The sequence below is a fragment of the Pseudomonas sp. R4-35-07 genome (assembly GCF_003852235.1).
Taxonomy (GTDB): domain Bacteria; phylum Pseudomonadota; class Gammaproteobacteria; order Pseudomonadales; family Pseudomonadaceae; genus Aquipseudomonas.
Window position 1 is genome coordinate 1,958,178 of the sequence record NZ_CP027732.1, and the last position, 25,711, is coordinate 1,983,888.

Annotated in this window: 25 protein-coding genes; 7 read left to right on the forward strand and 18 right to left on the reverse strand. The window is 61.2% G+C overall.

The features are described from left to right. Nucleotides 1-2: 2 nt before the first annotated feature. Entirely contained in the window at nt 3-1,169 is a 1,167-nt protein-coding gene (locus C4J89_RS09075; RefSeq protein WP_124414281.1) for a catalase family protein, read from the reverse strand. After that, the gene (locus C4J89_RS09080; RefSeq protein WP_124414282.1) at nt 1,166-2,974 is read right to left on the reverse strand and encodes a di-heme-cytochrome C peroxidase; all 1,809 of its coding nucleotides are present in this window, start codon (nt 2,972-2,974) and stop codon (nt 1,166-1,168) included. Before C4J89_RS09080 ends, C4J89_RS09075 begins: the two co-directional genes overlap by 4 nt. A 246-nt stretch (nt 2,975-3,220) precedes the next feature. On the opposite strand from C4J89_RS09080, the gene C4J89_RS09085 reads away from it, so the two are divergent. The 4 genes from C4J89_RS09085 (at nt 3,221) to C4J89_RS09100 (ending at nt 5,566) form a co-directional block, all read left to right on the forward strand. Beyond that, nucleotides 3,221-3,961: an FKBP-type peptidyl-prolyl cis-trans isomerase gene (locus C4J89_RS09085; protein ID WP_124362036.1), complete on the forward strand. Its 741-nt coding sequence runs from the start codon at nt 3,221-3,223 to the stop codon at nt 3,959-3,961. Nucleotides 3,962-4,307: 346 nt separating this feature from the next. Beyond that, nucleotides 4,308-4,763, forward strand: coding sequence for a YkvA family protein (locus C4J89_RS09090; protein ID WP_124414283.1), 456 nt, complete (start codon nt 4,308-4,310; stop codon nt 4,761-4,763). A 96-nt stretch (nt 4,764-4,859) separates the two neighbouring features. Further along, entirely contained in the window at nt 4,860-5,198 is a 339-nt protein-coding gene (locus C4J89_RS09095) for a helix-turn-helix transcriptional regulator (protein WP_124414284.1), read from the forward strand. Further along, entirely contained in the window at nt 5,195-5,566 is a 372-nt protein-coding gene (locus C4J89_RS09100; protein WP_005786715.1) for a hypothetical protein, read from the forward strand. The genes C4J89_RS09095 and C4J89_RS09100 overlap by 4 nt, the downstream gene beginning before the upstream one ends. Here the strand turns inward: C4J89_RS09100 and C4J89_RS09105 are convergent. The 8 genes from C4J89_RS09105 to C4J89_RS09140 all read right to left on the reverse strand — a co-directional run bounded on the left by C4J89_RS09105 (nt 5,563) and on the right by C4J89_RS09140 (nt 15,262). Next, entirely contained in the window at nt 5,563-7,326 is a 1,764-nt protein-coding gene (locus tag C4J89_RS09105) for a bifunctional diguanylate cyclase/phosphodiesterase (RefSeq protein WP_124414285.1), read from the reverse strand. The two genes, C4J89_RS09100 and C4J89_RS09105, sit on opposite strands and share 4 nt — an antisense overlap. A gap of 117 nt (nt 7,327-7,443) precedes the next feature. Continuing rightward, nucleotides 7,444-9,525, reverse strand: coding sequence for a carboxy terminal-processing peptidase (locus C4J89_RS09110; protein ID WP_256681668.1), 2,082 nt, complete (start codon nt 9,523-9,525; stop codon nt 7,444-7,446). Between the two features lie 366 nt (nt 9,526-9,891). Next, entirely contained in the window at nt 9,892-10,545 is a 654-nt protein-coding gene (locus C4J89_RS09115) for an HAD family phosphatase (RefSeq protein ID WP_124414286.1), read from the reverse strand. Nucleotides 10,546-10,575: 30 nt separating this feature from the next. Continuing rightward, complete coding sequence (locus tag C4J89_RS09120) at nt 10,576-11,565, reverse strand: ABC transporter ATP-binding protein (protein ID WP_124403602.1); 990 nt, start codon at nt 11,563-11,565, stop codon at nt 10,576-10,578. Then, the gene (locus tag C4J89_RS09125) at nt 11,562-12,362 is read right to left on the reverse strand and encodes an ABC transporter permease (protein ID WP_124414287.1); all 801 of its coding nucleotides are present in this window, start codon (nt 12,360-12,362) and stop codon (nt 11,562-11,564) included. The genes C4J89_RS09120 and C4J89_RS09125 overlap by 4 nt, the downstream gene beginning before the upstream one ends. Further along, nucleotides 12,349-13,185, reverse strand: coding sequence for an ABC transporter permease subunit (locus C4J89_RS09130; protein WP_164487593.1), 837 nt, complete (start codon nt 13,183-13,185; stop codon nt 12,349-12,351). The genes C4J89_RS09125 and C4J89_RS09130 overlap by 14 nt, the downstream gene beginning before the upstream one ends. A 5-nt stretch (nt 13,186-13,190) precedes the next feature. Then, nucleotides 13,191-13,997 (reverse strand): alkaline phosphatase family protein, encoded by an 807-nt coding sequence (locus C4J89_RS09135; protein ID WP_124414289.1) that lies wholly within the window; start codon nt 13,995-13,997, stop codon nt 13,191-13,193. A gap of 188 nt (nt 13,998-14,185) precedes the next feature. Further along, the gene (locus C4J89_RS09140; RefSeq protein ID WP_124366480.1) at nt 14,186-15,262 is read right to left on the reverse strand and encodes an ABC transporter substrate-binding protein; all 1,077 of its coding nucleotides are present in this window, start codon (nt 15,260-15,262) and stop codon (nt 14,186-14,188) included. A 347-nt stretch (nt 15,263-15,609) separates the two neighbouring features. On the opposite strand from C4J89_RS09140, the gene C4J89_RS09145 reads away from it, so the two are divergent. Continuing rightward, nucleotides 15,610-16,323 carry a UTRA domain-containing protein gene (locus C4J89_RS09145; RefSeq protein WP_124362047.1) on the forward strand — a complete coding sequence of 238 codons (714 nt, stop codon included), beginning with the start codon at nt 15,610-15,612 and terminating at the stop codon, nt 16,321-16,323. A 15-nt stretch (nt 16,324-16,338) separates the two neighbouring features. Here C4J89_RS09145 and C4J89_RS09150 read toward each other — a convergent pair whose 3' ends face one another. From C4J89_RS09150 to C4J89_RS09185, 8 genes are read right to left on the reverse strand one after another with little or no spacing between them, the layout of a single operon-like run. Beyond that, on the reverse strand, nt 16,339-17,301 hold the full coding sequence (locus C4J89_RS09150; RefSeq protein ID WP_124414290.1) for a metal ABC transporter solute-binding protein, Zn/Mn family: 963 nt from the start codon (nt 17,299-17,301) through the stop codon (nt 16,339-16,341). Then, entirely contained in the window at nt 17,301-18,200 is a 900-nt protein-coding gene (locus C4J89_RS09155) for a metal ABC transporter permease (RefSeq protein ID WP_124362049.1), read from the reverse strand. Before C4J89_RS09155 ends, C4J89_RS09150 begins: the two co-directional genes overlap by 1 nt. Then, nucleotides 18,197-18,940, reverse strand: coding sequence for a metal ABC transporter ATP-binding protein (locus C4J89_RS09160; protein ID WP_124362050.1), 744 nt, complete (start codon nt 18,938-18,940; stop codon nt 18,197-18,199). The genes C4J89_RS09155 and C4J89_RS09160 overlap by 4 nt, the downstream gene beginning before the upstream one ends. Continuing rightward, a complete protein-coding gene (locus C4J89_RS09165) occupies nt 18,937-19,857 on the reverse strand; it encodes a metal ABC transporter substrate-binding protein (protein ID WP_124362051.1) in 921 nt (306 codons plus the stop codon). The genes C4J89_RS09160 and C4J89_RS09165 overlap by 4 nt, the downstream gene beginning before the upstream one ends. Before the next feature lie 19 nt (nt 19,858-19,876). Continuing rightward, complete coding sequence (locus C4J89_RS09170) at nt 19,877-20,437, reverse strand: DUF6162 family protein (RefSeq protein WP_124414291.1); 561 nt, start codon at nt 20,435-20,437, stop codon at nt 19,877-19,879. After that, nucleotides 20,434-20,745, reverse strand: coding sequence for a hypothetical protein (locus C4J89_RS09175; protein WP_256658985.1), 312 nt, complete (start codon nt 20,743-20,745; stop codon nt 20,434-20,436). Before C4J89_RS09175 ends, C4J89_RS09170 begins: the two co-directional genes overlap by 4 nt. A 14-nt stretch (nt 20,746-20,759) precedes the next feature. Further along, nucleotides 20,760-21,296 carry a thiamine pyrophosphate-binding protein gene (locus C4J89_RS09180; protein WP_124362054.1) on the reverse strand — a complete coding sequence of 179 codons (537 nt, stop codon included), beginning with the start codon at nt 21,294-21,296 and terminating at the stop codon, nt 20,760-20,762. Continuing rightward, a complete protein-coding gene (locus C4J89_RS09185) occupies nt 21,296-22,495 on the reverse strand; it encodes a PepSY domain-containing protein (protein WP_124414292.1) in 1,200 nt (399 codons plus the stop codon). Before C4J89_RS09185 ends, C4J89_RS09180 begins: the two co-directional genes overlap by 1 nt. 660 nt (nt 22,496-23,155) lie before the next feature. Here C4J89_RS09185 and C4J89_RS09190 point away from each other — a divergent pair. Then, nucleotides 23,156-24,310: a KamA family radical SAM protein gene (locus tag C4J89_RS09190; RefSeq protein WP_124414293.1), complete on the forward strand. Its 1,155-nt coding sequence runs from the start codon at nt 23,156-23,158 to the stop codon at nt 24,308-24,310. A 30-nt stretch (nt 24,311-24,340) separates the two neighbouring features. Beyond that, nucleotides 24,341-25,708 carry an acetyl-CoA carboxylase biotin carboxylase subunit family protein gene (locus C4J89_RS09195; RefSeq protein ID WP_124414294.1) on the forward strand — a complete coding sequence of 456 codons (1,368 nt, stop codon included), beginning with the start codon at nt 24,341-24,343 and terminating at the stop codon, nt 25,706-25,708. Nucleotides 25,709-25,711 lie beyond the last annotated feature (3 nt).

Below are 25,711 nucleotides of genomic sequence, written 5' to 3' on the forward strand. Positions count from 1 at the left end.
GTCTACGGTGCGTTGCGGCTGTGGCGGTAATCGCTGACGGCCTCGTACACCGCCTTGCGCAGGCGGTTGATGCCGCCGATGGGGCGGTGTTCTTCCACGCCGAACCAGGGGTTGAATGACTGGTTGTCACACGCGAGATTCAGCGCGGGCGTGTCGAAGTCCTGCGCCGGAACCCGCACCTTGGCCACGGTTTCAAAAGGTGCGTCGCTTTCCTTCCATTCGATGCTGGTGTCTTCGATGGGCATGAATGTCTGCGGGTTCTGTCGCTGGATCTGCAACACGAAGCACGCCGGTACGCGGTCGGTGGAGAGCTGCTGGTTCAGGGCGCTGCGCAGGAAGTTCGGCAGGTCCAGGTTCTGTTTGGGCAACGTATATTCCGGGCAGCTTTGCGGGTCGGGGGCGACGCGGAACTTGGCGTTGGCCGCACCGAACTTGTAAGGCGAAACCGAAAAGTAGGTGGTCTGCGTCGGGCTGGCCGGGGCGGGGGCGAGGGTTGCCAGGGCGATGAACAGGTGGCGTATCTGCCAGGTGCGTGGGTCGGCCTTGGGGAAGAACGCCAGCACTTTCTTGCCATCCGCCTGGGCCCCGATGTTCTGCGCATATTCGGCCACATCGCTGACAAAGAAGTTCGGGTGGCTGAACATCACGAAGTCCTGTTCCGTGCGCGCTTGCTGATCGGCCATCAGCTGTTTGCCCGGTACATCCAGCAGTTTGATGGCCATGCCGCGGGCATCGCGGATGCTGTCGAATTGCGGGTAGGCATTGCCGTTGGACAGCCGCATCGTCGCCTGCCAGGTTTTACCCGGCGTGGCGAACACGCCCTGGCGCAGTGCCGGGTCGAGGTCGGCCAGCACGCTGACTTCGGCCTTCACACAGCCGTGGGCCTTTGCATGGGCATCGCGCAGGTAGCGCGTGCCTTCGCGGTGCTGGTCGACGATGCGCACGGCGGTCTGGATGATGCCCTGGGTCATGGCGGCCTCGCCGGGCGGAATCTGCTCATTTGGCGACACCGGGCCGCTGTGTTGCCAGGCGTACCAGGCGCTGGCGCCGAGCCAACCGAGCAGGCCAAGGCCCACCAGCCACAGCAAGGTTTTACCGAGAAACCCGCCGAGACGCAGCCAGAGGCGGGCGAGCAGGGAAGGTCGGTCATAGCGGGATCGAATCATCATGGCAGTTGTTGCTCCAGCGGGCCGCCCAGTACTTTGAGGTATTCCAGCAGCGCCCAGCGTTCCTGCGGCAGCAAGCCACGGCCGATGACGCCGTTGCCACGCTGGCCGGCACGGAATTCGTGGCCGCTGTTGTGGTTGCCGGTGATTTTGGTATCGAACACAAAGGCATTCTTGAACGCGTCGGTCTCAAAGCCGAGATGGCGCGGATCATAGTTGAAGGTGCCTTTATAGAAGGTGGTGCTGCGCTCGTCCTGAGGCGAGAGCAACTGGTAGATTGTCGGCACCGAACCGTTATGCAGGAACGGCGGCGTTGCCCAGACGCCAGCCAGTGGCCGCGCTTTGTAGGCGCGCAACTCGCGCACACCGATGGGCAGGCCGTAACCGTCCAGGCGCGGGCGCTCGGCAGGGGTCACGCCGGCGGCGCGGTAGGCGTGGTCCTCGACAAAGGCCGTGACGTAGGCCAGGCCCTTGGCCACGGACATCTTTTTAAGGTCCAGTGGCTCGGTCGGCGTGGGGTGCAGTTGAACGTTGAGCCCGGCCAGCTCCGCCAGGTCCCATTGCAAGGCGCTGAGGTCGTAACGCTGGTCGGCGATGTTGTTGGCCGTGCCGGGGTCGGTGCCGATGTAGTCCACCGGCAGCATCTTGAGTTGCTGCACCGGCCGGCCGCCTTCTTCAGTCACGGTAGGCACGTGACAGCCGGCGCAGTTCTCGGCGAACAATGCACGGCCCTGGGCGGCAAGGGGCTTGTCGATGGCGCCGAACAGATCTTGCGGCCAGGTGGGCGGCTTGAGGCGCTGCAAGGTTTCTTCGATCAGGTTCAGATCGCGCACGCGTACGCTGGATGGGTAGCGCGCATCGCCCTGCAGAGGCTGGCCGGCAGCGTCGAAGAAGTCCAGGGTCGCGCCCACGCCGAGGGCTTCACCGATATTGCGTGCCATGGGTTGCTGGGCCGAACCGTTCCATTGCACCCAGTCGAAGGTCCAGATATCCCACAGCTGCGGGTAGTCCACCGGGGCGTTGGCGATGCGGTAGTTCTGCGGAGAAATGGCATCGCCGAAGCTGGCATTGGCGATGCGGCCGAAGGCGTCGGTGCGCCCCGGTCCTTCTTCGGTGGGGTAGAGGCCCCGGTGGGTATCGTTCCAGGCGACCTTAATGAATTTGTCCAGCGACTGTTTGTAGTCCCGGCGCAGTTGGCTGTGCTCGGCTTCGTAGCGGTCGCCCAGAACCTGGCGGGCGAAGCGCTCGAACTTCCATGGGTTGTAATAAGTTGCCGCAAGGCTGGCGACCAGGGCCTGGCCGAAACTGCCGCCGCGCAAGGTCGGCACGCTCGACGGCAGCACATGCTGGGCTGAGCCGCCGTCGATGCGCAGGGCCTGGCCCTTGAAGTGCAACTCGCCGGTGTGGCAGGCGGCGCAGGTGATATCCAGGTATTCAACGTTGCTGCCGGCATTTTTATGCCGGGCGAAACCTACAGGCAGATTGCCGGGGTTTTGTGGGGTGGACACTTGCCTGGGGTCGACCAGGAAACCGAAACGGGCCAGGTACTCAGGCGTGGCAAAACGGCGCTCGGAAAACGGCAGCTCCAGGGCGCTGAACCAGTCGTAGTGCAGGCCTTTGACCTGGGTGCCCTGGGGGGTGAAGTAATAGGTCTGGCGGTCGGCGGCGCTCCATTGATCCTGGTAGTGCACCTGCTCCACGGGCACGTAATCCGGCAGCTTGGGGTTAACGATGTAGTAGAGCACCACGGCCAGAAGCAGGCCCAGGGCTATGAGGATCAAGAGGAAAACACGGGAAAAAATGCGCAAGTTAACTATCCTTGTCGAGTTATCACGTTGTTATGCCACTACGCCAAGGGTGCGGCAAGTGGCCATGAGCCTGGTAGTGGCCGTCCCACGATCCGTCGCGGGCCTTCATCATGGATGAAATTGCTTTTAAACACGTGAACTTATCAGACGTTTCCTGCTCACATGCCGGTAGCCATTGGTCGTGGCCGCCTGATAAGCTCGCGACTTTATTCGAATGCCCTTTTGGCGCATGAACAAGGAAATAGCATGAAACAGCATCGGTTGGCGGCGGCGGTGGCCCTGGTTAGCCTGGTACTTGCGGGTTGTGATTCGCAGACCAGCGTAGAGCTGAAAACCCCGGCGCAAAAAGCTTCCTACGGCATCGGCCTGAACATGGGCAAAAGCCTTGCCCAGGAAGGCATGGATGACCTGGACTCCAAAGCGGTAGCCCAAGGCATTGAAGATGCGGTCGGCAAGAAAGAGCAGAAGCTCAAGGACGACGAACTGGTTGAAGCCTTTGCCGCGCTGCAAAAGCGCGCTGAAGAGCGCATGACCAAAATGAGCGAAGAGTCGGCGGCAGCCGGCAAGAAATTCCTCGAAGACAACGCCAAGAAAGACGGCGTCGTCACCACCGCTTCCGGTCTGCAGTACAAGATCGTCAAGAAAGCCGACGGCGCCCAGCCCAAGCCGACCGACGTGGTGACTGTTCACTACACCGGCAAGCTCACCAACGGCACCACCTTTGACAGCTCCGTGGACCGTGGCAGCCCGATTGACCTGCCGGTCAGCGGTGTGATCCCAGGTTGGGTCGAAGGCCTGCAACTGATGCACGTAGGCGAGAAGGTCGAGCTGTACATCCCGTCCGACCTGGCTTACGGCGCCCAGAGCCCGAGCCCGACGATTCCAGCCAACTCCGTGCTGGTATTCGACCTGGAGCTGCTGGCCATCAAGGACCCAGCCAAGGCTGACGCCGCTGCCGCACCTGCTGCACCTGCCGCCAAGAAGTAATCGGCGCTTGAACAGACAACGCCCCGTTTCGACGGGGCGTTGTCGTTTATAGGGTTTGAAGCGCTGTAAACCCCCTGTGAGGCTCGCCAGCTGCCGCATAACGCCCGGGCAAATCCAAACGAACGTCCGCAACCTGAAGCAGTCTGATATAAAACTCGAGCACGGGTAGCCGTACACGCCTGCCAAGTCAATGAAATCTTGGGTTTTTTTGATGTGCGCAAAAAACGCCCGATCTGACTGCAAGCCTTGTAGTTCGTGGCTTTCAGCCATGAAAAAAGGCTCTGTTCACAAGGTTATCCACAATTTGTGTGGATAACCTTTCTGTCGTATGGAACTGGAGTGACCCATGAAACCACCCTTCAATTTCACCCGCTTCCTGCCGATGGCCGCACGTCTGCTCGGGCGTGGCCGTTTGCCGACGCTGCTGTTCGCGGTCGCTGCCAAGGGCTCAAGCCAGGGCAATCGCCTGGGCCAGCTCAAGGATGATCTCAAGTTGCTCCAGGCCCTGTGCCTGGCCTACTGGCGCGGTGAGTATCGGACGATCAGCCCCAAGGCGTTGATCTCGGTGGTGGCGGGGCTGATGTACTTCCTCAGTCCGATTGACGCGATCCCGGACTTTATCCCAATGTTCGGCATGCTCGATGACATCGCCGTGCTGGCATGGGTCATGAAGACCCTGAGCGGCGAGCTGAGCGCGTTTCGTGCCTGGCGTGACGCGCAGCGCCCGGAAAAGCTGGCCGTGGTCGAGCGCCTGCCCGCCACGCCCGAGCTGCTCGCCCGGGAAAATCCGCAAAAAAACTAATGCTATGGACTATCCTCTGCGACCTCTGTGGCTGTTAGGATTACACTTCTAAGGAAAGAACTTACTTAGTAAGTGTTTTTATCCTACGGGGCAGTCATGGATATCCAGATCATTTCACGCAATGGCGAACCCGAATATGCGGTGTTGCCATGGGACCAGTACCAGGCGCTGCTAAAAGCGGCCGGTCAGCAACCCCCCACATTCGCTTCCTCCCCTGCAGCACCCACTGCTACCGACCAGGACCTGCATCCGCTCGCAGCCCTGCGCGGCCTGCGTGAAGCCAAGGGCCTGGCCATCGAAACCCTGGCGCGCACGGTGGGTATCAGCCCCTCGTATCTGGGTTTGATTGAAACGGGTGAACGCCAGCCGGATGCCGCCATTCGCCGCAGCCTGGCCTGGGAATTGGGCGTTGCAGGTTGGAGGGAAGAATCGTGAGCCTACGTATCAGCCGTCAACATTGGGATGGGTTACTCAACGAACTGGACCAGGCACGCCGCCAGCGCCATCTGCTGACCTACCGTGCGCTGCTTGAGCGCCTGCAGTTCCCGACGCCGGCGATGCAGACCCTGGCCGCCGCCCTGGAGCACCTGGCGGCGCTGGACGCCAAGGCCGAGCAGCCGCTGCGCAGCTCGTTGGTGATCAGCCAGGGCGCCAGCCGCTTGCCGCGTACGGGGTTCTTTGAGTGTGTGGAGCGCCTGGGACGTTTCAGCGGGCCCTCCGACGGCGTGGCCGCCGCCTCCTGGCACGCTTCGGAGGTGGTGCGGGTGTTCGAGTACGAGTACCCGGAATCCGCCGAAGCCTAAGCGGGCAGCAGGTCCAGGCTGTCGATCACGTGGATGCTGTAGCCCGTCACTGCTTTGGCGTGGTGCTTGGCCTGCGACGCCAGCTCCGCCAACTGGCTGGCATCAAGTTGCGCACAGGCCTGTGGATACAAATGCACCACCCCAATCGACAGTGAAAGCAATGCGAACTCTTGGCGTACGCCCTGGCGGTTGAGTGCGACGAAGCAGCCGGCGTCGAGGTGCTCGGCGCGGTAGAAGCGCCGGCATTGGGTGTGAAAGTCATCCAGCAGTTGATTGAGGCGTTTGCGCCAATCCTGTGGGCCCAGCACCAGTAAAAAGTCATCGCCACCGATATGCCCGACAAAGTCGCGGCTGGGGTCGACCCGATCGTTCAGACACTGCGCCAGGCACAACAGCACCTCATCCCCGCGCCCATAACCGTAGATATCGTTGAATGGCTTGAAGCTGTCGATATCCACGTAGCAGATCACCGATTCACGCTGCTGCTGCAGCAGACGCGTCAGGCACTGCTGGATCGGCACGTTGCCCGGTAGCAGGGTGAGCGGGTTGGCGTAACGCGCCTGCTGGATTTTCAGCTCGGTGATCAGCTTGAGTACATCGATGACCCGGCCCAGGCCCAGGTAGTCGCCGTTCACGGTAATGATGAAATCTTCTTCAATGCGTTGCCGCGCGCGGCTGGTCAGCAAGCGGCTGACCTGCTGCAGGGACTGGCTCAACTCCACGGCCAGGAAGTCGTCGCTCATCAGGCGGCTGATGGGTTTGCGTGCGAACAGGTCGGTAGCGAAGGGTTTGAGCAGCGCGTCCGACAGCGAGTGTCGATGCACAATGCCGACCGGGTGGCCGCGGCTATCGAGCACCGCCAGTGAGTTGAGATTGGCCTGGCGGCGGAAGGATTCGAGCACCTGGGCGGTTGCGGTGTTTTGGTCCACCGCCGGCTGTTCATTGAGCAGGGCGCTCAGGTCACTGCCTTCTTCACTGAGGGCGATATTGGCGTTATCCGGCTTGGGCAGCATCAAGCGTGCCTCGTGCGGCGGCTGTTCCTGGGGCCGGCAAAGCAGGTAACCCTGGACCAGATCGACGCCCATGTCCGTCAACACCGCCAACTCTTCCGGCAATTCGATCCCTTCGGCGATCACTTGGGCGCGGGACGCCTTGGCGATCTGCATGATCGAACCGACGAATTCGCGCTTGAGGGCGTCCTGGTGAATGCCGTCGATAAAGTGCCGATCAATCTTCACATAATCCGGGCGCAGCTCCGACCACAACCGCAGGCTGGAGTAACCGGCGCCCAGGTCATCCAGGGCGATGGCAAAACCCATGTCGCGATAATGATGCAACGCGGTCTGCAACAGCTGGAAATCATCGGTGGGGGTCTGCTCGGTGAGTTCGATCACCACCTGGCTGGGGGCAATCCCGAAGTCGCGCAGCAGCTGCAGCGTGCGTCCGGGTTGGTGCGCTGTCTCCATCAGGGATTCCGGCGAGATATTGAGAAACAGCTTGCCCGGCAGCTTTTGTTCGCTGAAGCGTCGGCAGGCGCTCGCACGGCAGGCCATTTCCAGTTCGCTCAGGCGCCCGGCGTGGCTGGCAATGGAGAACAGCGCGACGGGGGAGTGCAGCGGGCTGTTGGACGGGCCGCGACTGAGGGCCTCGTAGCCGAGAACGCGCCGTTCAGACAAGCAGATGATGGGTTGGAACAGGCTGTGCAAACTGCCTTGAGCCAGGATAGAGCCCAGTGCATCCAGCTGTTCGGTCATGGTCATGGCGATCTCGAGCGAAAAAAAAGGACCGCAGGCTTGAAGCCTGCGGTCCTTTATTTCACGACAGAATGATGTCTATATGATGACACTCCGAGGAGCGGTCACATTAATTGCCATCATTTACTGCTTGGCCACCTGCTTGGTGATTTTCAGGTAGTCCAGCAGGATGCGACCGGTCTCGGCTAGATAGGCGTCGTCTTCCGGCTTGGTTTTATCTGCCTCGGTGGGCAGCGCATCCTCATCTTCTTTCTTCAGCTCCTTGAGCGGCTCTTCGCCCTTGGCCTTGCGGCGCACGTTTTCCAGGACAAGCTGTTGATTTTCAATGTCGGCGTGCTGCTTGCGACGATCCGCCTCGTTGAGGCTGACGGTTTTCTCTTCCATCAACTTCTTGGCCAGGGCCAGCTTGTCGCGGATGAAGACGAACTCGGCGTCCTTGGCGGAGCGCGTATCGTGGTCAGCTTTGAGCTGGGTCAGGAACGGTTTGAACGGGTCCGACGCCGGCTTGATCGCAGGACGGATGGTGTCCCACGGCATGGCTTCGGGCAGGGCGCTCTCGCCGATTTCCTTGGTGTCGATGATCGACGGGAAGTCGATGTCCGGCAGTACACCCTGATGCTGGGTGCTCTGCCCGGAAACCCGGTAAAACTTGGCCAGCGTCAGTTTGAGCTCGCCATGGTTCAGCGGCTGGATGGTCTGCACGGTGCCTTTGCCGAAGGTCTGACCACCGATGATCAACGCGCGGTGGTAGTCCTGCATGGCGCCGGCGAAAATCTCCGAAGCCGAGGCCGAGAGACGGTTGACCAGCAATGCCATCGGCCCTTTGTAGAAGGCGCCCGGGTTCTCGTCTTCCAGCACGTCCACACGGCCGTCAGCGTTGCGCACCAACACGGTCGGGCCCTTGTCGATGAACAGGCTGGTCAGCTCGGTGGCTTCCTGCAGGGAACCGCCGCCGTTGTTGCGCAGGTCGATGACCACGCCGTCGACTTTTTCCTTCTGCAGTTCCGTGAGGATTTTCTTCACGTCGCGGGTGGTGGACTTGTAGTCCGGGTCACCGGCGCGGAAGGCCTTGAAGTCCAGGTAGAAGGCCGGGATTTCAATCACGCCCAGCTTGTAGTCCTTGCCATCCTGCTTGAGGCTGAGGACTTTCTTCTGCACGGCCTGGTCTTCGAGTTTCACCGCTTCTCGGGTGATCGACACGATCTTGCTGGTCTGGTCGTTCGGTGCATTGGTGTGCGGAATCACTTCCAGGCGCACCACGCTGCCTTTGGGGCCGCGGATCAGCTTGACCACTTCGTCCAGGCGCCAGCCGACCACATCGACCATCTCTTTGTCGGCCTGGGCCACACCGATGATCTTGTCGGCCGGGGCGACCTGCTTGGTCTTGTCCGCCGGACCCGCCGGTACCAGGCGCACGATCTTGACCTGGTCATTGTCGCTTTGCAGGACGGCACCGATGCCTTCCAGGGACAGACTCATGTTGATATCGAAATTTTCCGCGTTATCTGGCGACAGATAATTGGTGTGCGGGTCGTAGGACATCGCGAAAGTGTTGATGTAAGCCTGGAAGATGTCTTCGGCACGGGTCTGGTCCAGGCGCGCCAGTTGATTCTTGTAGCGCTTGGTCAACAGTTCCTGGATGGCCTTGGGCTCTTTGCCGGCGATCTTCAGGCGCAGCACCTCGTCCTTGACGCGCTTGCGCCACAGGTCGTCGAGTGCGGCGGTGCTGGTCAGCCACGGCGCGTCCTTGCGATCCACCAGAAGGGTTTCCTTCTCGGTGAAGTCGAGCTTGTCGATGCCTTTGTTCAACTCACCCAAGGCGAAATCCAGGCGCGCTTTGACGCGGTCCAGATAACGCTTGTAGATGGTGAAACCAGGCTGCAGGTCGCCGCTCTTGAGGAAATCGTCGAACTGGGTCTTCCATTTGTCGAACTCAGTGATATCACTGGCCAGGAAGTAGCTGCGCGAGGGATCCAGCAGCTTGAGGTAGCTGTCGTAGATGATCACCGAGCGCGCGTCGTCCAGCGGCGGCTTGCTGTAGTGATGGCGCTTGAGCAACTCGACGACGTTAAGGCTGGCAATCACCTCATCGCGATCAGGCTGAAGATTGTCCCAGCTGTTGGCTGCGAACGTATTGGTCGACATCGACGCGAAGCCGAGACCAATGAAAAAAGCGAGGGCGGTGCTGGGGAACAGATGCTTCATGCTGATTCGACGCGGGGGCAATTGATAACGCATATTAGGCCGTCTTTGAGGGAGCCGGTTCCATATGGTCCGGTCGCATAATGCAAAAAGCCCGGCGCTACTGCTACGGGCTCAGTCCGGACTCACTATGGAGGCACTGTGAAAGCATTGCAAGGCGTTGAGGGTCATGTCGAGCGGTGGAATAGCTCGCTCCTACATGCAATGTAGTCGCAGTTCGCATCCGTGAGGTGGCAGCGAACTCTTATCGCGGTGAATTCCAGAGTGGGAGGGGGCTTGCACCCGATGGCGGTGTGTCAGTGAAGAATGTTTCATCTGATAGACCGCGATCGGGGGCAAGCCCCCTCCCACAGGGGTATCTTGGTGGGTTCAGACCCAATGGTGGATCGGCCAGCCGGCCTTTTCTGCGTGTTCGTGCAGTACCGGGTCCGGGTTGACCACCTGCGGATGGTCCACCTTGAGCAATAACGGCAGGTCATTGCGCGAATCCGAATAGAAATACGCGCCCTCCAGGTTTTCACCTTCCTGCTCCAACCACGCCAGCAGCCGTGTGATCTTGCCTTCGCGGTACGTCAGCACGCCTACCGTACGGCCGCTGTACACGCCATGGCTGACATCCAGCTCGATGCCCAGCACTTCGTCGATACCGATGCGCGCCGCGATCGGCCTGACCAGGTGTGTACCCGAGGCGGAAATCACCAGGATCCGGTCGCCATTGGCGCGGTGCCGGGCGATGGTCTTGGTCGCGTCGCTGTAGATCAGCGGCTCGATCACGTCCTCGACCCAGGGCTCCACCAAGTGTTCGATTTCTTCCGGGGTGCGGCCGATCATCGGCTCCAGGCTGAAATCCATGAAGTCTTCCATGCGCAACTCGCCCCGGCTGTAGGCCGCCATCAGTTCGTCGTTCTTGCGCATGAAGGATTCAGGATCGACCCAGCCCAGGCGGCCCATCTGTGCGCTCCATAACGTGGCGCAGTCGCCGTGGATCAGGGTGTCGTCCAGATCAAAAATTACCAATGCCATCCGTCTGCTCTCTCAGTCAATCGTCGCCCGTCAGGCTACTTCACACAGGGCGCTGGGGTCGATGGAAAGTGCCAGGCGCTGGCCGTCCGGATGCAGATCGTCGGCGCTGCGGTTGAGCACATCCACCACCAACTCCACGCCACGCGCTTCAATGCGGTAGCGAATCACGTTGCCCAGCAGGCTGTGGCTGCGCACCAGCGCATCGAGTTCGCCGCTGCGGCTCAGTTCGATGGCTTCGGGGCGAATCGCGATGCGCCCGCTGATCGGACGTTGCAGCAGTTGGCTGGCCTTGTCGGCATCCAATAGGTTGTAGTTGCCGATAAAACCGGCGGCGAAGACATCCACCGGCGCGGTGTAGAGGGTCTCGGCATCGCCGCTCTGCACGATCTTGCCCTGGTTCATCAGGAAGATGCGGTCCGACATGGTCAGGGCTTCTTCCTGGTCGTGGGTGACGAAGATGGTGGTCAGCCCCAGTTCGCGCTGGATCTGGCGGATCTGCTCGCGCAGGTGCTTGCGAATCCGTGCATCCAGCGCCGACAGCGGTTCATCCAGCAGCAACAGGCGCGGGCGGGTCACCAGGGAACGGGCGAGGGCGACGCGCTGGCATTGGCCGCCGGACATCTGATGCGGGTAGCGGCCGGCGAGGTCCTTGAGTTCCACCAATTGCAGGACGTCCTGCACCCGCTTGTGGCTGTCATCGGCGTTGACCTTCTGCATGCGCAGGCCGAAGGCAACGTTCTGCTCCACGGTCATGTTGGGGAACAGCGCATAGCTTTGGAACACCATGCCGATGTGGCGTTTCTGCGGGCTCAGCGGGACGATGTCCTGGCCGTCCAGCAGGATTTTCCCACTGTCCACCGAGGTCAGCCCGGCGATGCAGCGCAGCAGGGTCGACTTGCCGCAACCGGACGGGCCGAGCAGGGTGACGAACTCGCCCTTGGCGATTTCGCAGTTGATATCGCTGAATACCGGTGTGCCGGCGTAGCCTTTTTGCAAATGTTGGACGCTGACGAAGCTCATTGGCTTTTGTCCTTGTTCAAGATATTGGCGGCCCAGGTCAGCACCAGCACAAAGAAGAAGTAGGAGATGACGACGGCGCTGGTGAAGTGGCCGCTGCTGTTGCGCATGTTGTTCAGGTACACCTGCAGGGTTTCATAGCGGGTGCCGACCAGGATGTTGGCGAACACGAACTCACCGAACAGGAACGAGAACGACAGCAGCAGTGCCACCATCAGGCCTTTGCGCAGATTGGGCAGGACCACGAAGATCGCGGCTTGCCAGGTGCTGGCACCGAGCAGTTGCGAAGCGTCCATCAGGTCGCGCAGGTTGATGGCCTGCAGGTTATTGGTGATCGCGCGGTACATGAAGGGCAACGCCACGGTGAAGTAGCAGCCGATCAGAATCCACGGCGTGCCCACCATCGCCAAGGGCCCGGAACCGTACAACTGCAGCAGGCCCACCGACGACACCACCGGTGGCACGGCGAACGGCAGCAGGATCAGGATGTTCATCAGCGCATCCAGCTTGGGGAAGTGGTAATGCACCACGAACAGCAACGGCAGGATCAACACCACCGAAAGGATCAGCGCGCCCACGCACACCAGCAACGATTGCGCGAAAGCCATCAGGAAGCGCGGGTCGCTCCATAGCTGCGTGTACCATTTCAAACTGAAACCGGCAGGCAGGATGGTGGCCGACCAACTGCTGGAGATTGAATAGACAAAGGTGCCCACCAGCGGCAGTACCAGGATCAGGAACAGTATGTACACCACCACCCGGTGGTAGAGCGACGCCGGGCCGCCTTCAGCGCGAGACATGGTAGCTCCTCTTGAGTAGCAGTTGATGGACCACCGTAACCACGGTCATCAGCGCCACCAGCACCACGGCCAGGGCACTGGCCAGGTTCGGGTCCAGCGACACGTCGCCGGAAACCAGCCCCGCAATGCGGATCGGCAGCACGTTGAAGTTGCCGGTGGTGAGGGCGTACACGGTGGCGTAGGCACCCAGGGCGTTGGCCAGCAGAATCACGAAGGTGCCGAGCAGCGCGGGCGTCAGGACCGGCAAGCCGATATGCCGCCAGAAGTGCCAGCCACTGGCGCCGAGCAGGGCGGCCGACTCACGCCAGTCTTCGCGCAATGCATCGAAGGCCGGGTACAGCAGCAGCACGCCGAGGGGAATCTGGAAATACGTGTAAAGAATGATCAAACCGGTTTTCGAGTACAGGTTGAAGTCCTGAATGATCCCCGCCTGCTTGAGCATGATGGTGATGCTGCCGTTGAACCCCAGCAGGATGATGAACGCGAAGGCCAGGGGCACGCCGGCAAAGTTGCTGGTCATGTTGGCGAAGGCGGTGACGAAGTTGCGCAGCGGCGAATCGACCCGGCGCAGGGAGTAACTGCCCAGCGTGGCGATGATGATGCCGAAGACGCTGGAGTAGAAACTGATTTCGAGGCTGAACTGGATCGCTTGCAGGTAGAACTTCGAGCTGAAGATACGCGTGAAGTTTTCCAGGCTCCAACCGCTGTCTTCGGTTTGCAGGCTGTTGATCAGCACCCAGGCCAACGGCGCGATTTCGAACACGATAAAGAACAGCGCGAACGGCACCAGGCACAGCAGGGCCAACCATTTGCCGCGATTCATGGCATTCACTTGAGCAACTCCCGGCAGACAGGCTTGTCGTGGGGCACGCCGAGCAGCTCGCAGACGGTACCGCACAGCTCGGTCTGTTTCGGCGCGGCGTTGGCATCCAGGCTGAAGGCGTCGCCAAGCACAAACAGCGGCACTTCGCGCTCTTCCGGCAGCAGGCCGTTGTGGGAGCGGTCGTTGTTCATGCCGTGGTCGGCGGTGACCAGCACTTGGTAACCGGCGTCGAGCCAGCCCTGCAGGTAGTCGGCGAGAATGATGTCGGCCGAGCGTGCGCTGTTGCGGTACTGCGCGCTGTCGAGGCCGTGCTTGTGGCCGGCGTCGTCGATGTTCATCGGGTGCACCAGCAGAAAGTCCGGCGCGTGCGCAAGGCGCAGGCTTTCGGCGTCGGCCAGCAGGTGGGAGTCCGGGTAGTGGTCATTCCAGTAAAAATGCCCATGCTGGATCGCCAGCGTCTGGTCGTCGGTATGACGATCTCGAGCGGCGAGAAAGGGGCTGCGGTTATACAGTTCGCTCACCCAGTGGTAAGCCGCCGCTGCGGTGGTCAAGCCGGCATCGCGGGCGTAATGAAAAATGCTGCGCTGGTTGGACAGGCGCGAGACGTTGTTGTGGACGATGCCGCTCTGGATCGGCGCAACGCCGGTCAGTATGCATTCATACAGCGGGCGGGACAGGGCAGGCAGTTCACATTCCAGTGTGTAGAGGGCTGCGCGTCCTGCGCCAACGTAAGCCTGCAAATGCCCCATGGCGTGCCGGGCGACCTCGAAGTTCAGGCCGTCGAGCACGACAAGGATGACAGGGTGCTTCATGGGGAGAGCGCTCCGCAGCAATAGGCTTGACTCAATTCACCTGGAGGAACGAGGTCAAAAGTGTGGGAGGGGGCTTGCTCCCGATAGCAGTGGATCAGCCAATGAATCTGTTGAATGACACACCGCTATCGGGAGCAAGCCCCCTCCCACATTGGATCTCCAGTGGATTTCCAATGTGGGCGACAGGCTTACTTCATTTCTACGATGACCTGCTCGTTCCACAGTTGCGGCAGCTTTTTGGACGTGGCTTCCCAGGCATCGGCATCCTTGATCGGCTGCGGGTTGGCCTTGGTGTACTGCTCACCCGGGATCAGGTTCTTGGCGATGTCAGCCGGCAGTTTCAAGTCGGTTTCGGCGCGGATCGGGCGTGCATTGCCTTTGGCCAGGTTGATCTGGCCGGCATCGCTGAAAATGTATTCGCGCGTCAGCTTGGCGGCGTTCGGGTGTTTGGCGTACTTGTTGATGATGGTGGTGTAGCCGGATTTCACCGAGCCATCCGACGGGATCAGCACCACGTAGTCATCCGGGTTGGCCATCTTGGCTTTATAGCTCAGGCCGTTGAAGTCCCAGACGATACCCACTTCGACTTCGCCTTTTTCCATGGTGGCGATGGTCGGGTTGGACAGCGAGAGGCGACCTTGCTGGGCGATCTTGGTGAAGAATTGCAGGCCCGGCGCGATGTTCTTCTCGTCGCCTTTATTGGCGATGGCGGCTGCCAGCACGGCGTTGGAGGCCTGGGCCGCGGTGCTTACGTCACCCACCGAGACCTTGTACTTGCCGGTTTGCAGGTCGGCCCAGCTGGTGGGCACTTCGGAGCCGTGCAGCAGCTTCTTGTTGACGATAAACGCGATGGTGCCGGTGTAGGCCAGCGCCCAGTGGCCGTCCTTGTCTTTCGCCCAATCCGGCACCTGGGCCCAGGTGGACGGTTTGTAAGGCTGGGTCACTTCCTGCTTCACCGCGATGGGGCCGAAGGCCGCGCCCACGTCGCCGATATCGGCGCTGGCATTGTCTTTTTCGGCTTTGAACTTGGCGATTTCCTGGGCCGAACTCATATCGGTGTCGATGTGCTTGAGGCCATAGGTCTTGGCCAGGTCTTCCCAGGTGCCTTTCCAGTTGGCCCAGTCATCGGGCATGCCGACGCTGTTCACGGCGCCCTCGGACTTGGCGGCGGCTTCCAGGGTTTTTAGATCGGTATCAGCGGCCATGGCTGCGGTGCACATGGCAATGGTCGAGCCTAACAGTGATGCCAGGAAAAGCTGTTTCATCCGAAGCTCCTTTGGGCGTTTTCAACGCGGCGTTTTATGCAGGCGGTGTGGTTGGTCTAGGTCAGAGCAATACCTGAGCCAATCTAGACGCGATGGATGACAGTTTCATGTCGATGTCGTTTTTGAGGCGCTGATGTCGTTCGGCGCAGACATAGCGTAGACCATGCCCAAGTGCCCGTAACGCCTGGACTTGGCCGATGTATTGCAGGGTGTGGTGCACGAGGGGGATGCGGCTGTCATCTGTCGGTCATCTGCAATGCCTAGGCTGGCGCAACATTGAGGTGGGACGTTTATGCAGCTTTATGTGCACTTGAATGGTGCTGGTCTAGTCCAGATAGGTAACGTTGATGCGTGACGAGGCAATCAAAGCGGTAACCTCCATCGGGCTGGCGCTGCAGGAGCAGATCGACCACGGCCTGTTGCCGCCCGCCAGCAAACTGCCCGCCGAGCGCAAGCTCAGCGAGTTGTTTGGTACCACTCGCATTACCGTGCGGGAAGCCTTGTTACAGCTTGAAGCCCAAGGGCAGATCTATCGCGAGGAGCGCCGAGGCTGGTTCGTCTCGCCGCCTCGGTTGGCTTACAACCTGATGCAGCGCAGCCACTTTCACGCGATGGTCAACGACCAGGGCCGGGTGGCATCGACCCAGGTGATTTCTGCGCGCCTGCAACCGGCATCGGCGGCGGTGTGCGCCTGGTTACAGTTGCCGGCGCTGTCCAGCGTGATCCAGATCTGCCGGGGACGGCGGATCGATGGGCGGCTGGTGCTGTACGTCGAGCACTACCTGAACCCGCAGTATTTTCCTGGGATCCTGGCGTGCGACTTGAATCAGTCGATGACCGAACTGTATGCGCGCAAGTACGACTTGCACTATGGACGGGTGCGTTTCGAGATCGTACCGACCTCACTGCCGGTGGAGGCCGCCGCTGCGTTGCGCGTATCGGTGGGCAGCCCGGGCTTGCGGATCGCCCGGGTCAACTATGATCAGCACCAGCGCTTGATCGACTGCGACCTGGAGTTCTGGCGCCATGATGCGATTCATGTGGGGGTGGACGTGGTTTGACGCTGGGCGAGGGGCTCAGGGCGTGAGTGCCTTGATCACCTGATCCACATTGGTTTGCAGCTCTGTCACCGGGTCGGCACCGTCCACATTCAATACCAGCAGGGTGGCGCCCCCAGCCGTGACCGCCGCTTTCACCGCCTCACTCGGCTGGCGGTGGTGCAGCACCGTCGCCACATCATTGGTTTTCAACTGCGCACTGAACTGTTGCAGCGCTTCAGGCGTCCAGTCCGCATCCGGTCGTGCATCGGTACTGACCAGTTCCAGGTTCAGGCTGCTGACCAGATAGGCAAAGTGATCGCTCAAGCTGACCACACTCAGGTTATCGGCCTGGGCCAGGCGCGCCTCGCTGTCGGCGGCGAGCTTGAGCAGGCGCTGCTTGAGCGCGGCCAGGTTCGCGTCGATCTGCGGTTTGGCGCCCGGCGCCAGGCGGCTCAGGTCGGCCGCCAATACATCGGCCATGCGCCCCATGTTGTTGCCCGACTGCCACGGTTGGCTGTTCAAGCCATCGCTGACGCCCGGCTGCACGGCGATGCCCGGTAAGCCGCCATCCACCGGGCGCGCAGCGTCCACTTCGACAATGCGGATATTGCTGCGCCGAGCCACGGGGTAGAGCGGGTCGTCCGCCCACAGCGAGCGCAGGCCGATGGCGGCATCGGCATCCTGGGCGAGTTGGCTCAGCGCTGGCGCACCGCGCCCGGTGAAGTACGACACTTGCCGCGAACCGGGCAGGTTGGCGGGGGCGGCGCGTTCGAGCTGCACATCGGTGCCTTTAAGCAGCACTTGCGCGAGGCCGTAGGTGATCGGCAACGAGGCCAGCACCTTGACCGGTTTTACTGTGTTGGGCTTGGTCAGCGCAGCATGGCCAAGGCCATGGTTGGCGACGAAGTCCCTGGTTTGGAAGCCATCCACGACAGCGAGCGACGGGGTGCTGATCAGGCAAGCCATGGCCAGGGCCAGTGGGCGAAAGTCAGGGCGCATTATCCAAGATTCCCTTTGAGGCTGGGCACTGTACCGCGCGCGATCGCGGCGAGGGCGAAGGCGATACCGGCGACCAGGATGATTGCGGCGCCGGAAGGCACCGGCAGGTCGAAGATGATCGGCAGCAGGATGCCGCACAGGGTGCTGACGGTCGCAATCGCCACCGACACCCAGAAGAACCCTTTGAGCGACTGGCTCAGCAGCCGCGCCGCCGCCGCCGGAATCACCAGCAGCGCACCGACCAGGATGGCGCCGATCACCTTGACCGCCGCGACGGTGATCAGCGTCACCAGAATCACGAACAGATAGTCCAGGGTCTTCACCGCCACCCCGCGCACCGCCGCCAATTGCGGGTTGAAGCTGGCGAGCATGATGCGGTTGTACAGCGGCAACGCCAGGGCCATCACCAGCGAACCGACGACCGCGAGCACCAGCAGGTCGTTGCCATTGACCGTCAGCACCGAACCGAACAGCACGTTTTCCAGAATGTGCACATTGATCTTGCCGGCCAGGATCAGCAGCAGGCTTGCGCCCAGCGCCAGGGACACCGACAGGAATACGCCGATCAGCGTATCCGGCGCCAGGCCGGTACGGTTGCGCAGGTAGTTGAGCAGGATGCCGAACAGCAGGCAGTAGCCGAACAGGCTGCCGTAGGGCCCGGTGTAGGGTTCCCCGAGCAGAATGCCCACGGCCACGCCGGTCAGCGCGGCATGGCCGACCGCTTCGGAGAAAAACGCAAAGCGCTTGACCACCACCAGTGTGCCCAGGCCGCCCAGCACCGGGCCGATCAGCAGGCCGGCGAGCAGGGCGTTGACCACAAAGCCGTAGGCCAGTGCCTCGGGCAGATAACCGGCAGAGGCCCAGCCCTGGACCATCAGGCGAAACGCTTCATAACTCATTGCGCCAGGCTCCGAGGGTGGGTGGAGAACAGGGTCAGCAGGCGGTCGGGGGTGAGGGCCTGTTTCGGCGTGGCGTCGAACAGTACGCGGCGGTTCAAGCCGGTCACGCGGTCGGCCAGGCGCCCGACTGCCTCGAGGTCGTGCTCGATCCACAGCACGGTAATCCCGGCCAGTCGCCAGTCATTCAACAGTCGCTCGAACACCTGGATACCGGCCTCATCGAGGGCCGACATCGGTTCATCCAGCACCAGCAATTGCGGCGCCGGAATCAGCCCCTGAGCCAGCAATACCCGTTGGCGTTCACCGCCGGACAAGGCGCCCATGCGCCGCTTGCGCTTGTCCTGCATGCCGACCCGTTCCAGCGCCTCGCCAATCGCGCCGGCGTAGTGCCGGGACAGGCCGAGAAACGCCGGCCGCCGCTGGCACATGGCGGCCATGAAATCATCCACGGTCATCGGCAAACCCCGGTCGAACTCCAGGGCCTGGGGCACATAGCCAATGGTGCCGGGGCTGCCCGGCCACTCCAGGCTCAAGCGGCCCTGGTGCGGCGTTTGCCCGAGCAGGGTCTTGATCAGCGAGCTTTTGCCGCCGCCATTCGGGCCGACCAACGCGTGAATGCTGCCGGGCCGTACCTGAAAGCTCACCTCATCGAGAATAACGGTGCGGCCCAAGGTCAGCGACACCTGGTCAAAGTCGAGGGTCGGGCCACAGGCCAGGTTCAGCGGTTGCGCCGCCGTCATGTTCCCGACTCCTGGATCGCGCGAACCACGGTGTCGAGGTTGCCGGTCATTTCCACCTCATACTTTTGCGCGCTGTATTCACCGTAGGAAATATGCGACAGCGGATACAGCTTGACCCCGGATTCCCGTTGGATTGTGTCGACATAGGAAGACGGGAAATCCATTTCCGAGAAAATCACTTTCACGTCCAGGGCGCGCAGTTCATCAATGGTTTTTTTCAACTGGCTGGGGCTGGGCTCGATACCGTGGGCCGGTTCGACCACGGCGGTGACTTCCAGGCCGAACTCGCGCAGCAGGTAGTCGTAGGCCGCGTGTACCGTGGCCACGCGCAGGTCCGGGTTGGGCGCACTGGTCAGCTTGGCCAGGGCATCGGCGCGCATCTGGCGCAGGCGTTTGCCGTAGGCGCGGGCGTTCTGGGTGTAGGTCTTGGCGTTGTCCGGGTCGAGCTTGCCCAGCTCGCGGGCGATGTTGTTGACCTGGGCAATCGACGCACTGATCGACAGGAACGTGTGCGGGTTGACCACCTTGCCCGCACCGCGCGCGGCATTGCCGGTGGCGGCCAGCAAAGGCACGTTGGCGTTGGCTTCGATCACCGGGATGTCCGGGCGCTCGCTGGTGGCGATCATGCGGTCGGCGAAGTCATCATGCCCCACGCCATTGAGCACGATCACGTCCAGGGTGCCGATGCGCTTGATGTCTTCGGCGCGCGGCTCGTAGGCATGGGGGTTGAACCCGGCCGGAATCAGTGGCACCACCTCGGCCTTGTCGCCGACGATGTTTGCCACGTAGCTGTAGTAAGGATGCAAGGTGATGCCGATGCGCAGGCGTTTACCCGCCTCGGCGTTCGCCAGGGGCGCGAGCATCAGGCTGAACAGGCCAACCAGCAACAGGCGCAACAGGGGAGATGAAATGGACATGGGCAATCGGTCTTCTCGTTCAGTGGCGGTGCTGGCGGGTCACGCCAGCATCGAATTGCGCGACCACTTGCCGCCAGCCGGCAGCGATCAGCGCCTGGTCAGTGAGGTCGGAGGGGGCAGCCAGGTCGTTGCCACGGTTGAGCCAGATATCCGGCTCGGTGCCCTGCACGCGCATCAACAGCGAACCGCTGGTGCCCGGTGCCTGGCTCAAGCCCAGGTAGGCCGAGGGGGCGAGCAGCCGCCAGCGATGATCGCCACGGCTGACGGAACTGGCGTCCTGGGCAAACGGCGCAAAGCCCTCCTGGGCCAACTGGTTCGGTGTCGGCAGGGCGTTTTGCTCCTGCTGCAGCAAGTGGATTTCATCCAGGGTCACGCGCAGGTCGGCGTAGATGCCCTGTTCGGCGGCGCTCAGGTCGCGTCGGGCATCCAGTTGGTGGCTTGGCACCGTTGCGAGCTGCTGGGTCTCACCGTGCAAGGCCACCACCGTTCCCGACACCGCCAGGATGATCAGGCACAGCAACAGCACGTAAAGGGTTTCATGACCCGCGCCGGCCGGGCGCACTACTTGTACGGTACTCATGGCGCCTGGATATCCGCTTGGTCGATTTCCACCACATGACCGGGGCCGGCATCGAACAGCACATAGAATTCGGCCGCGGGTTTCTTGAAGGTCAGGGTCGAATCCTCACCGAGCTTGCCCGGCACCAGGATGGTCTCGTCGTAGCCGATCACATCCAGGGTCACGCCCGGAGCGCCGCTGCCATCGGAGAACCCCCCTTTGCACTGGATCTGCTCGCCGGGGATTTCCTTGCATTCGCACATCGGGTTGTGGGCGAAGGCCACGTCAGTGAAGCCGGCGCTCAGCACTAGCACGCCAGCGGCGCGCATCAGGCGCTTGAACATCATGGTTTGACTCCTTGCTTGTTCAGCCAGGCAACAGTGGCGGGCGAGGCCTGGCTCAGTGGAATGGAACCCTGGTGCATGCTGCCGTCCCAGCCTTCCATGGTGACCCACAGTTCAGCGTCGACCGGCGTGCGTTCCGGCACCGGCAGGACGGCGCCCATGCGGTAGGGCGTGCCAAAGAAGATCACCCCGGCGGCCCGCAGGCTGCGCGGTTTGCCGATGCGCAGGTAAGTCGCCTTGACCTGCTCGGCGCAGGTGGCGCACAGGGCGGCGTTAAAGGTTTTCATCGGGCCGGCCGGGTCCGGGCGCGGGCCTTCGTTGCGAAATTCCGCGAGGGTCAGGCTCCAGGGGCCGACTTGAACGTCCCCGGCGACCCGCTCGCCGATGCCGGCATCGCCGCGAAACAGCGCGGCATCGGCGAAATACTTGGGCATAAACCCTAGCGGCACCAGCAGCAGCAGGATGTTTATATGAAAACGCCACTTCAGCCAGCATGCGCGCAGGGGTGAAGAGGGTTTGGCCGCGACCTTGCTCATCAGTGCGTCTCCGAGGTTTCAGCCTGCAGGGCAGGGATGGGCACAGGCGGGCGCTGGGTCTTGGCCTCGCGTTTGAGAGCGTGGAGGGTGGCCAGGGCGGTGCGCTTGGTCCAGATCAGCAAGCCGCTCAGCACCATCATGCTCAGCACCAGGCCGAAGAAGGCCCAGATCAGCTTGATCCACAGGCCACCGAAGTCACCGGTGTGCAGCGGGCGCATGGACTCGGTGACGAACTCCAGCGTGGTGCGGTCGGACAACAGGTGCGAGACCGCGATTTCACCGCTGTAGGGGTTCAGTTGCGCGGTCTGGAACATCAGCGGGTACCAGCCGCGCCCGCCGATCTGCAGGTGGCTGTAGGCATTGAGGGGCAGGAAGGCAAACGTGGCCTCCAGCCCGGGAATGCGCTGGGTGGCGATCTTGATCGCTTCGTCCAGGGCAATCATCGGGGCAGGCACGCCGGGGGCGGACAGCGGTACCTTCTCCCGGGCAATCACCGGCACGATGGGCTCGCTGGAGATGGAAATCTGATTGTCGGCCAGGGTCGCCTCGATCAGGAACCAGGTGCCGGTAATGGAAATGACGGCGATGAACCAGATCGACCAGATACCGCTCAGGCGGTGAAAGTCACCCCAGAAGATGCGCGCGCCGTGGCGGATGCGCAGGGTGGGGCGCAAAAAGCCTTTCCAGAAACGCTTGTACACCACCAGACCGGTGACCAATGAGGCCAGCAAGGGCAGGCCGAGCAGCGACACCAGGTACCAACCCCAGCTGTAGCCATTGGTGAACGGCACCAACCACCAGCCGTGCAGGGCACGGGTAAATTGCTTGAAGTCGAACGACGGGCTGATGCCCTGGATGGCGCCCGTGTAGGGGTTGGCATAGGCCTCGACCGAACGCCCGTCCGGGTAGCTGAGACCGACGGTCAACGCGAAGTGTGATTCGTCGGGGCGGATGATCGAGCGCACGATGACTTGGGGCTCGTCGTGCTTGATGGCGGCGATTACCTGGTCGAAGCTCAGCGGCTGGGCATCATCCGACGGCTTGGTCGCCCGGATATCCGGGTTGGCCAGCCAGACGATTTCCTGGCTGACCACCGCCAGGGTGCCGGTGACGCAGACGATCAGTACAAAGAACCAGATGGGCAGCGCCAGCCAGCTGTGTACGAGAAACCAGAGTTTTGAGCGTGACTTCTTCGACATGTGAATGAGGGTCTTGATCGGAGGGGGCGATGGAAGCCCGGAAAAGGCCAGTCGTAGCTTTTGCTGACGCGACGGGCTGTATCTAAGTTAAGACGGATGAGAATGAGAAATCCCCAAGGGGGAAATGAAAGAAAATGTTTCAGGCTCACCGGGGGTGGCCTGCGCAGGGGCAATGATCGTGCCTGATTGCACTGAGGGATGGGGTGCAAGCGAAGCGCACGGCGAGGCTGAGTGGCTAGCGTTGAAGTACGTAGTTACATAAGTATAAAAATAATTTGGCGGGTTATTTGCTGTGCTATTTACTTTTTAAATTAACCCATGTGAGCGGCTGGATACCCATGCCTGCGGGGGTAGGCAAAGGTGCGGTTTAAAACCAGAAAAAAACAAAGGATATTGTATTGACGGTATCGGAAGCTTCGGCTTAAGTAGGTATCGGCTTGGAAGTCAGATAATTTTAAAAAAAAGGAAGTTGCTATATGACCGTATTCATCGTTTATCCGAACCCTCAGATAATAAATTCCTGTCACTTTCCAGCGGGGCTGATTGCATCGGCCAGCTGATCGTCGCCTGTCACTTAAGTCGATTGTCATTGTTGCGAATATCGCTGTTCCCGAGAGGGAAGGGCACGCATTCATATGCCTGAACAGAGAGTACCCACTCATGTCGATTTTTGATCAAGAAATTCACCGCTCGGTACAGTGGCAGGACTGGCGCTGGCAGCAGAAGAACGCCCTGCGTGATGAACCGACGCTGCGCGCCGCCTGCGGTGGTTGGGACGAGGAAACGACTGCGCACATCGAACATAACCTGCTCGGGCGCAAAATGCAGATCACGCCTTACTACATCGATCTGATCAAGCGCTCCCTCACTACCGGCACGGTCATGGACCACCCGCTGTGGCGGCAAGTGGTGCCGTACTGGAGTGAACAGGTCGAGGGCGATTACGACGGCACTTCCGAGAACTGGGAGTTGGGCCATGAAATGAAGACGCCCATCTGCCAGCACAAATACGACAATCGCGTCATCCTGCGCACCACCAATACCTGCAACGCCTATTGCCAGTTTTGCTTCGAAGCGCTGCGCACGCTGCAGGTGGGCACTGAAAAGGCCAACGCCAGCAAGGATTCCTTCATGGAATCGGTCGAGTACATCCGCGCCAACCCGGCTATTGAAGAAGTGATTCTCAGTGGCGGCGACCCGTTGATGCTGGCCGACCGCAAGCTCGAAGAATACCTGGCCGCCCTGCGCGGGATCAGTGATGACTTGCTGATCCGTATTCACTCGCGGGCTCTGAGCTTCAACCCGTTTCGCGTGACCGATGAGTTGATCGCGATGCTGGAAAAGTACAAGGTCAATGCGTTCGGCGTGCACGTCTGCCATCCGCTCGAACTCAGCGCTGACTTTGCGGTGGCGGTCAAACGTATTCAGGGCGTGGTGCCGATCGTGTTTTCCAATATGCCGTTGTTGCGCGGCGTCAACGACGATGAAGCGACCCTGCATAAACTGTTTATCGATCTTTATCGTCTGGGCGTAAAACCGTATTACTTATATCACTTCATGCCGTTTTCACCCGGTGCGTCGGAATATAAGGCCTCGATCAGCCAGGCCATCGCGATCATGGATCGCCTCAAACGGCGAGTGTCTAATATCGCCCTGCCTGAATATGTTCTACCGCACGCACAAGGCAAGTTCACGGTGCCGTTGTTGGACTTTGAAAAACCTGAGAATTTACCGCACTTCGAAGTTCGCGATGGGCAGCGCCATTATCGTTTCCGTAACTGGGAAGGGCAGTGGTGCAGTTGGCAGGATGCCTGAATCAACGTATGGACTGAGGCGGTATAAGTGATGAAACAAGACGCCATTCTTTTTATTGATGTCGATGACAGTATTGCTGTCCGTTATAACTACCGAGAGCCGCATTTTGCGGTTGCCCGTGCTCAGGGCCTGGTGTGCCTGACGGCGGGGGTGACTGGGCGCAGGCATCTGCAACGGCTCAGGGATGATAGTGATGCGGTGTTCCTGCTCGACGCACTCAACGAGGAGGCCATCCTCGACCTGGTTGGCCAGCTCGATGAGCAGTATCAGATTCGCGCAATTTTCTGCCAGGCCGGTCATCCGTCTGCGCAAGGTGAAGTCGGCTGCATCGTGGCACGGGCGTCCCGGCGCCTGGGCCTGGTGCACAGTAGTCCCGAGGCGATTGCCGCGTGCAACAACAAGTTCCTGATGCGCAGGGTATTGAAACAGCACGCCATTCGTTCCGTGCCGTTTGCGCTGTGCAATGACGAACAACAACTCCAGCAGAATGCCGAGCGGGTGGGTTACCCGCTGATCGCCAAACCGCCGTTTGGCGGGGCTTCGGCGTTTATCAAGAAGTGCGCCAATTGGGCCGAGCTGCGCAGCCACTACGTGCTGTTCGTCAGGGATCACGCTGGCGCCGCGTATGCGGATTTCTACGGCTGTGTGCACACCCTGCCGGAAGACGACGGCCAACGGCACGACTACATTCCCGGGCGCAGTCTGTTATTGGAGGGGTACATCCCCGGTATCGAAGGCAGTGTGGAATGTGTCGTGGCCGGCGAGCGTGTGCACCCGCTGCTGATCAACGAGAAGCTGCTGTTGACCGAGCGCAGTGGCACGGTCCTGGAAAACCTGCTGATTACCCCACCGACGTCCTTCACCGACAGCCAGTGCGCGCAGATCCGCGAGTACGCCGTGGCGTGCCTGCACGCGGTCGGCCTGACCAACGCCGTGGTGCATTTCGAGTTCCGCATGACGGAGCAAGGGCCGGTGGTGATCGAGATCAACCCACGCGTGGGCGGGCTCTATGTGAACGCGGCGTTGCGTGACCTGGCCGGTATCGATCCCTACCAACTGTATCTCTCGTTGTTGACGGGCGGGCAGGATGTCACTGCGCAGTTGGAGGCGGGTGCACGCAAGGTGGCCGAGACGGGGCAGCATTACGCGATGCTGGCGATTTACCCGCAGCACAGCGGCCGGTTCGAGGGCATCGAAGGCATGGAGTACCTGGAGCGTAACGCTGCGGTGCTGGAGTACGCCCAGCAGGAGCCGGGCCATATGATCGATGCGGACATCGAGGAGCACTATCTGCTCAAGTGCTGGGCCAAGGTCGACGACGCTGCCGACGCCCACGCGCTGCATGACGCGGTCAGTCAGCATCTGCGCGTTATCATCGACCCCCCAGTGGCAGGCTAGCGA

Coding starts and splice junctions, on each gene's coding strand:
- C4J89_RS09075 (WP_124414281.1), bottom strand. CDS start 1,169: ATGATGATTCGATCCCGCTATGACCGACCTTCCCTGCTCGCCCGCCTC.
- C4J89_RS09085 (WP_124362036.1), top strand. CDS start 3,221: ATGAAACAGCATCGGTTGGCGGCGGCGGTGGCCCTGGTTAGCCTGGTA.
- C4J89_RS09090 (WP_124414283.1), top strand. CDS start 4,308: ATGAAACCACCCTTCAATTTCACCCGCTTCCTGCCGATGGCCGCACGT.
- C4J89_RS09095 (WP_124414284.1), top strand. CDS start 4,860: ATGGATATCCAGATCATTTCACGCAATGGCGAACCCGAATATGCGGTG.
- C4J89_RS09105 (WP_124414285.1), bottom strand. CDS start 7,326: ATGACCATGACCGAACAGCTGGATGCACTGGGCTCTATCCTGGCTCAA.
- C4J89_RS09110 (WP_256681668.1), bottom strand. CDS start 9,525: ATGAAGCATCTGTTCCCCAGCACCGCCCTCGCTTTTTTCATTGGTCTC.
- C4J89_RS09115 (WP_124414286.1), bottom strand. CDS start 10,545: ATGGCATTGGTAATTTTTGATCTGGACGACACCCTGATCCACGGCGAC.
- C4J89_RS09120 (WP_124403602.1), bottom strand. CDS start 11,565: ATGAGCTTCGTCAGCGTCCAACATTTGCAAAAAGGCTACGCCGGCACA.
- C4J89_RS09125 (WP_124414287.1), bottom strand. CDS start 12,362: ATGTCTCGCGCTGAAGGCGGCCCGGCGTCGCTCTACCACCGGGTGGTG.
- C4J89_RS09130 (WP_164487593.1), bottom strand. CDS start 13,185: ATGAATCGCGGCAAATGGTTGGCCCTGCTGTGCCTGGTGCCGTTCGCG.
- C4J89_RS09135 (WP_124414289.1), bottom strand. CDS start 13,997: ATGAAGCACCCTGTCATCCTTGTCGTGCTCGACGGCCTGAACTTCGAG.
- C4J89_RS09140 (WP_124366480.1), bottom strand. CDS start 15,262: ATGAAACAGCTTTTCCTGGCATCACTGTTAGGCTCGACCATTGCCATG.
- C4J89_RS09145 (WP_124362047.1), top strand. CDS start 15,610: ATGCGTGACGAGGCAATCAAAGCGGTAACCTCCATCGGGCTGGCGCTG.
- C4J89_RS09150 (WP_124414290.1), bottom strand. CDS start 17,301: ATGCGCCCTGACTTTCGCCCACTGGCCCTGGCCATGGCTTGCCTGATC.
- C4J89_RS09155 (WP_124362049.1), bottom strand. CDS start 18,200: ATGAGTTATGAAGCGTTTCGCCTGATGGTCCAGGGCTGGGCCTCTGCC.
- C4J89_RS09160 (WP_124362050.1), bottom strand. CDS start 18,940: ATGACGGCGGCGCAACCGCTGAACCTGGCCTGTGGCCCGACCCTCGAC.
- C4J89_RS09165 (WP_124362051.1), bottom strand. CDS start 19,857: ATGTCCATTTCATCTCCCCTGTTGCGCCTGTTGCTGGTTGGCCTGTTC.
- C4J89_RS09170 (WP_124414291.1), bottom strand. CDS start 20,437: ATGAGTACCGTACAAGTAGTGCGCCCGGCCGGCGCGGGTCATGAAACC.
- C4J89_RS09175 (WP_256658985.1), bottom strand. CDS start 20,745: ATGCGCGCCGCTGGCGTGCTAGTGCTGAGCGCCGGCTTCACTGACGTG.
- C4J89_RS09180 (WP_124362054.1), bottom strand. CDS start 21,296: ATGAGCAAGGTCGCGGCCAAACCCTCTTCACCCCTGCGCGCATGCTGG.
- C4J89_RS09185 (WP_124414292.1), bottom strand. CDS start 22,495: ATGTCGAAGAAGTCACGCTCAAAACTCTGGTTTCTCGTACACAGCTGG.
- C4J89_RS09190 (WP_124414293.1), top strand. CDS start 23,156: ATGTCGATTTTTGATCAAGAAATTCACCGCTCGGTACAGTGGCAGGAC.
- C4J89_RS09195 (WP_124414294.1), top strand. CDS start 24,341: ATGAAACAAGACGCCATTCTTTTTATTGATGTCGATGACAGTATTGCT.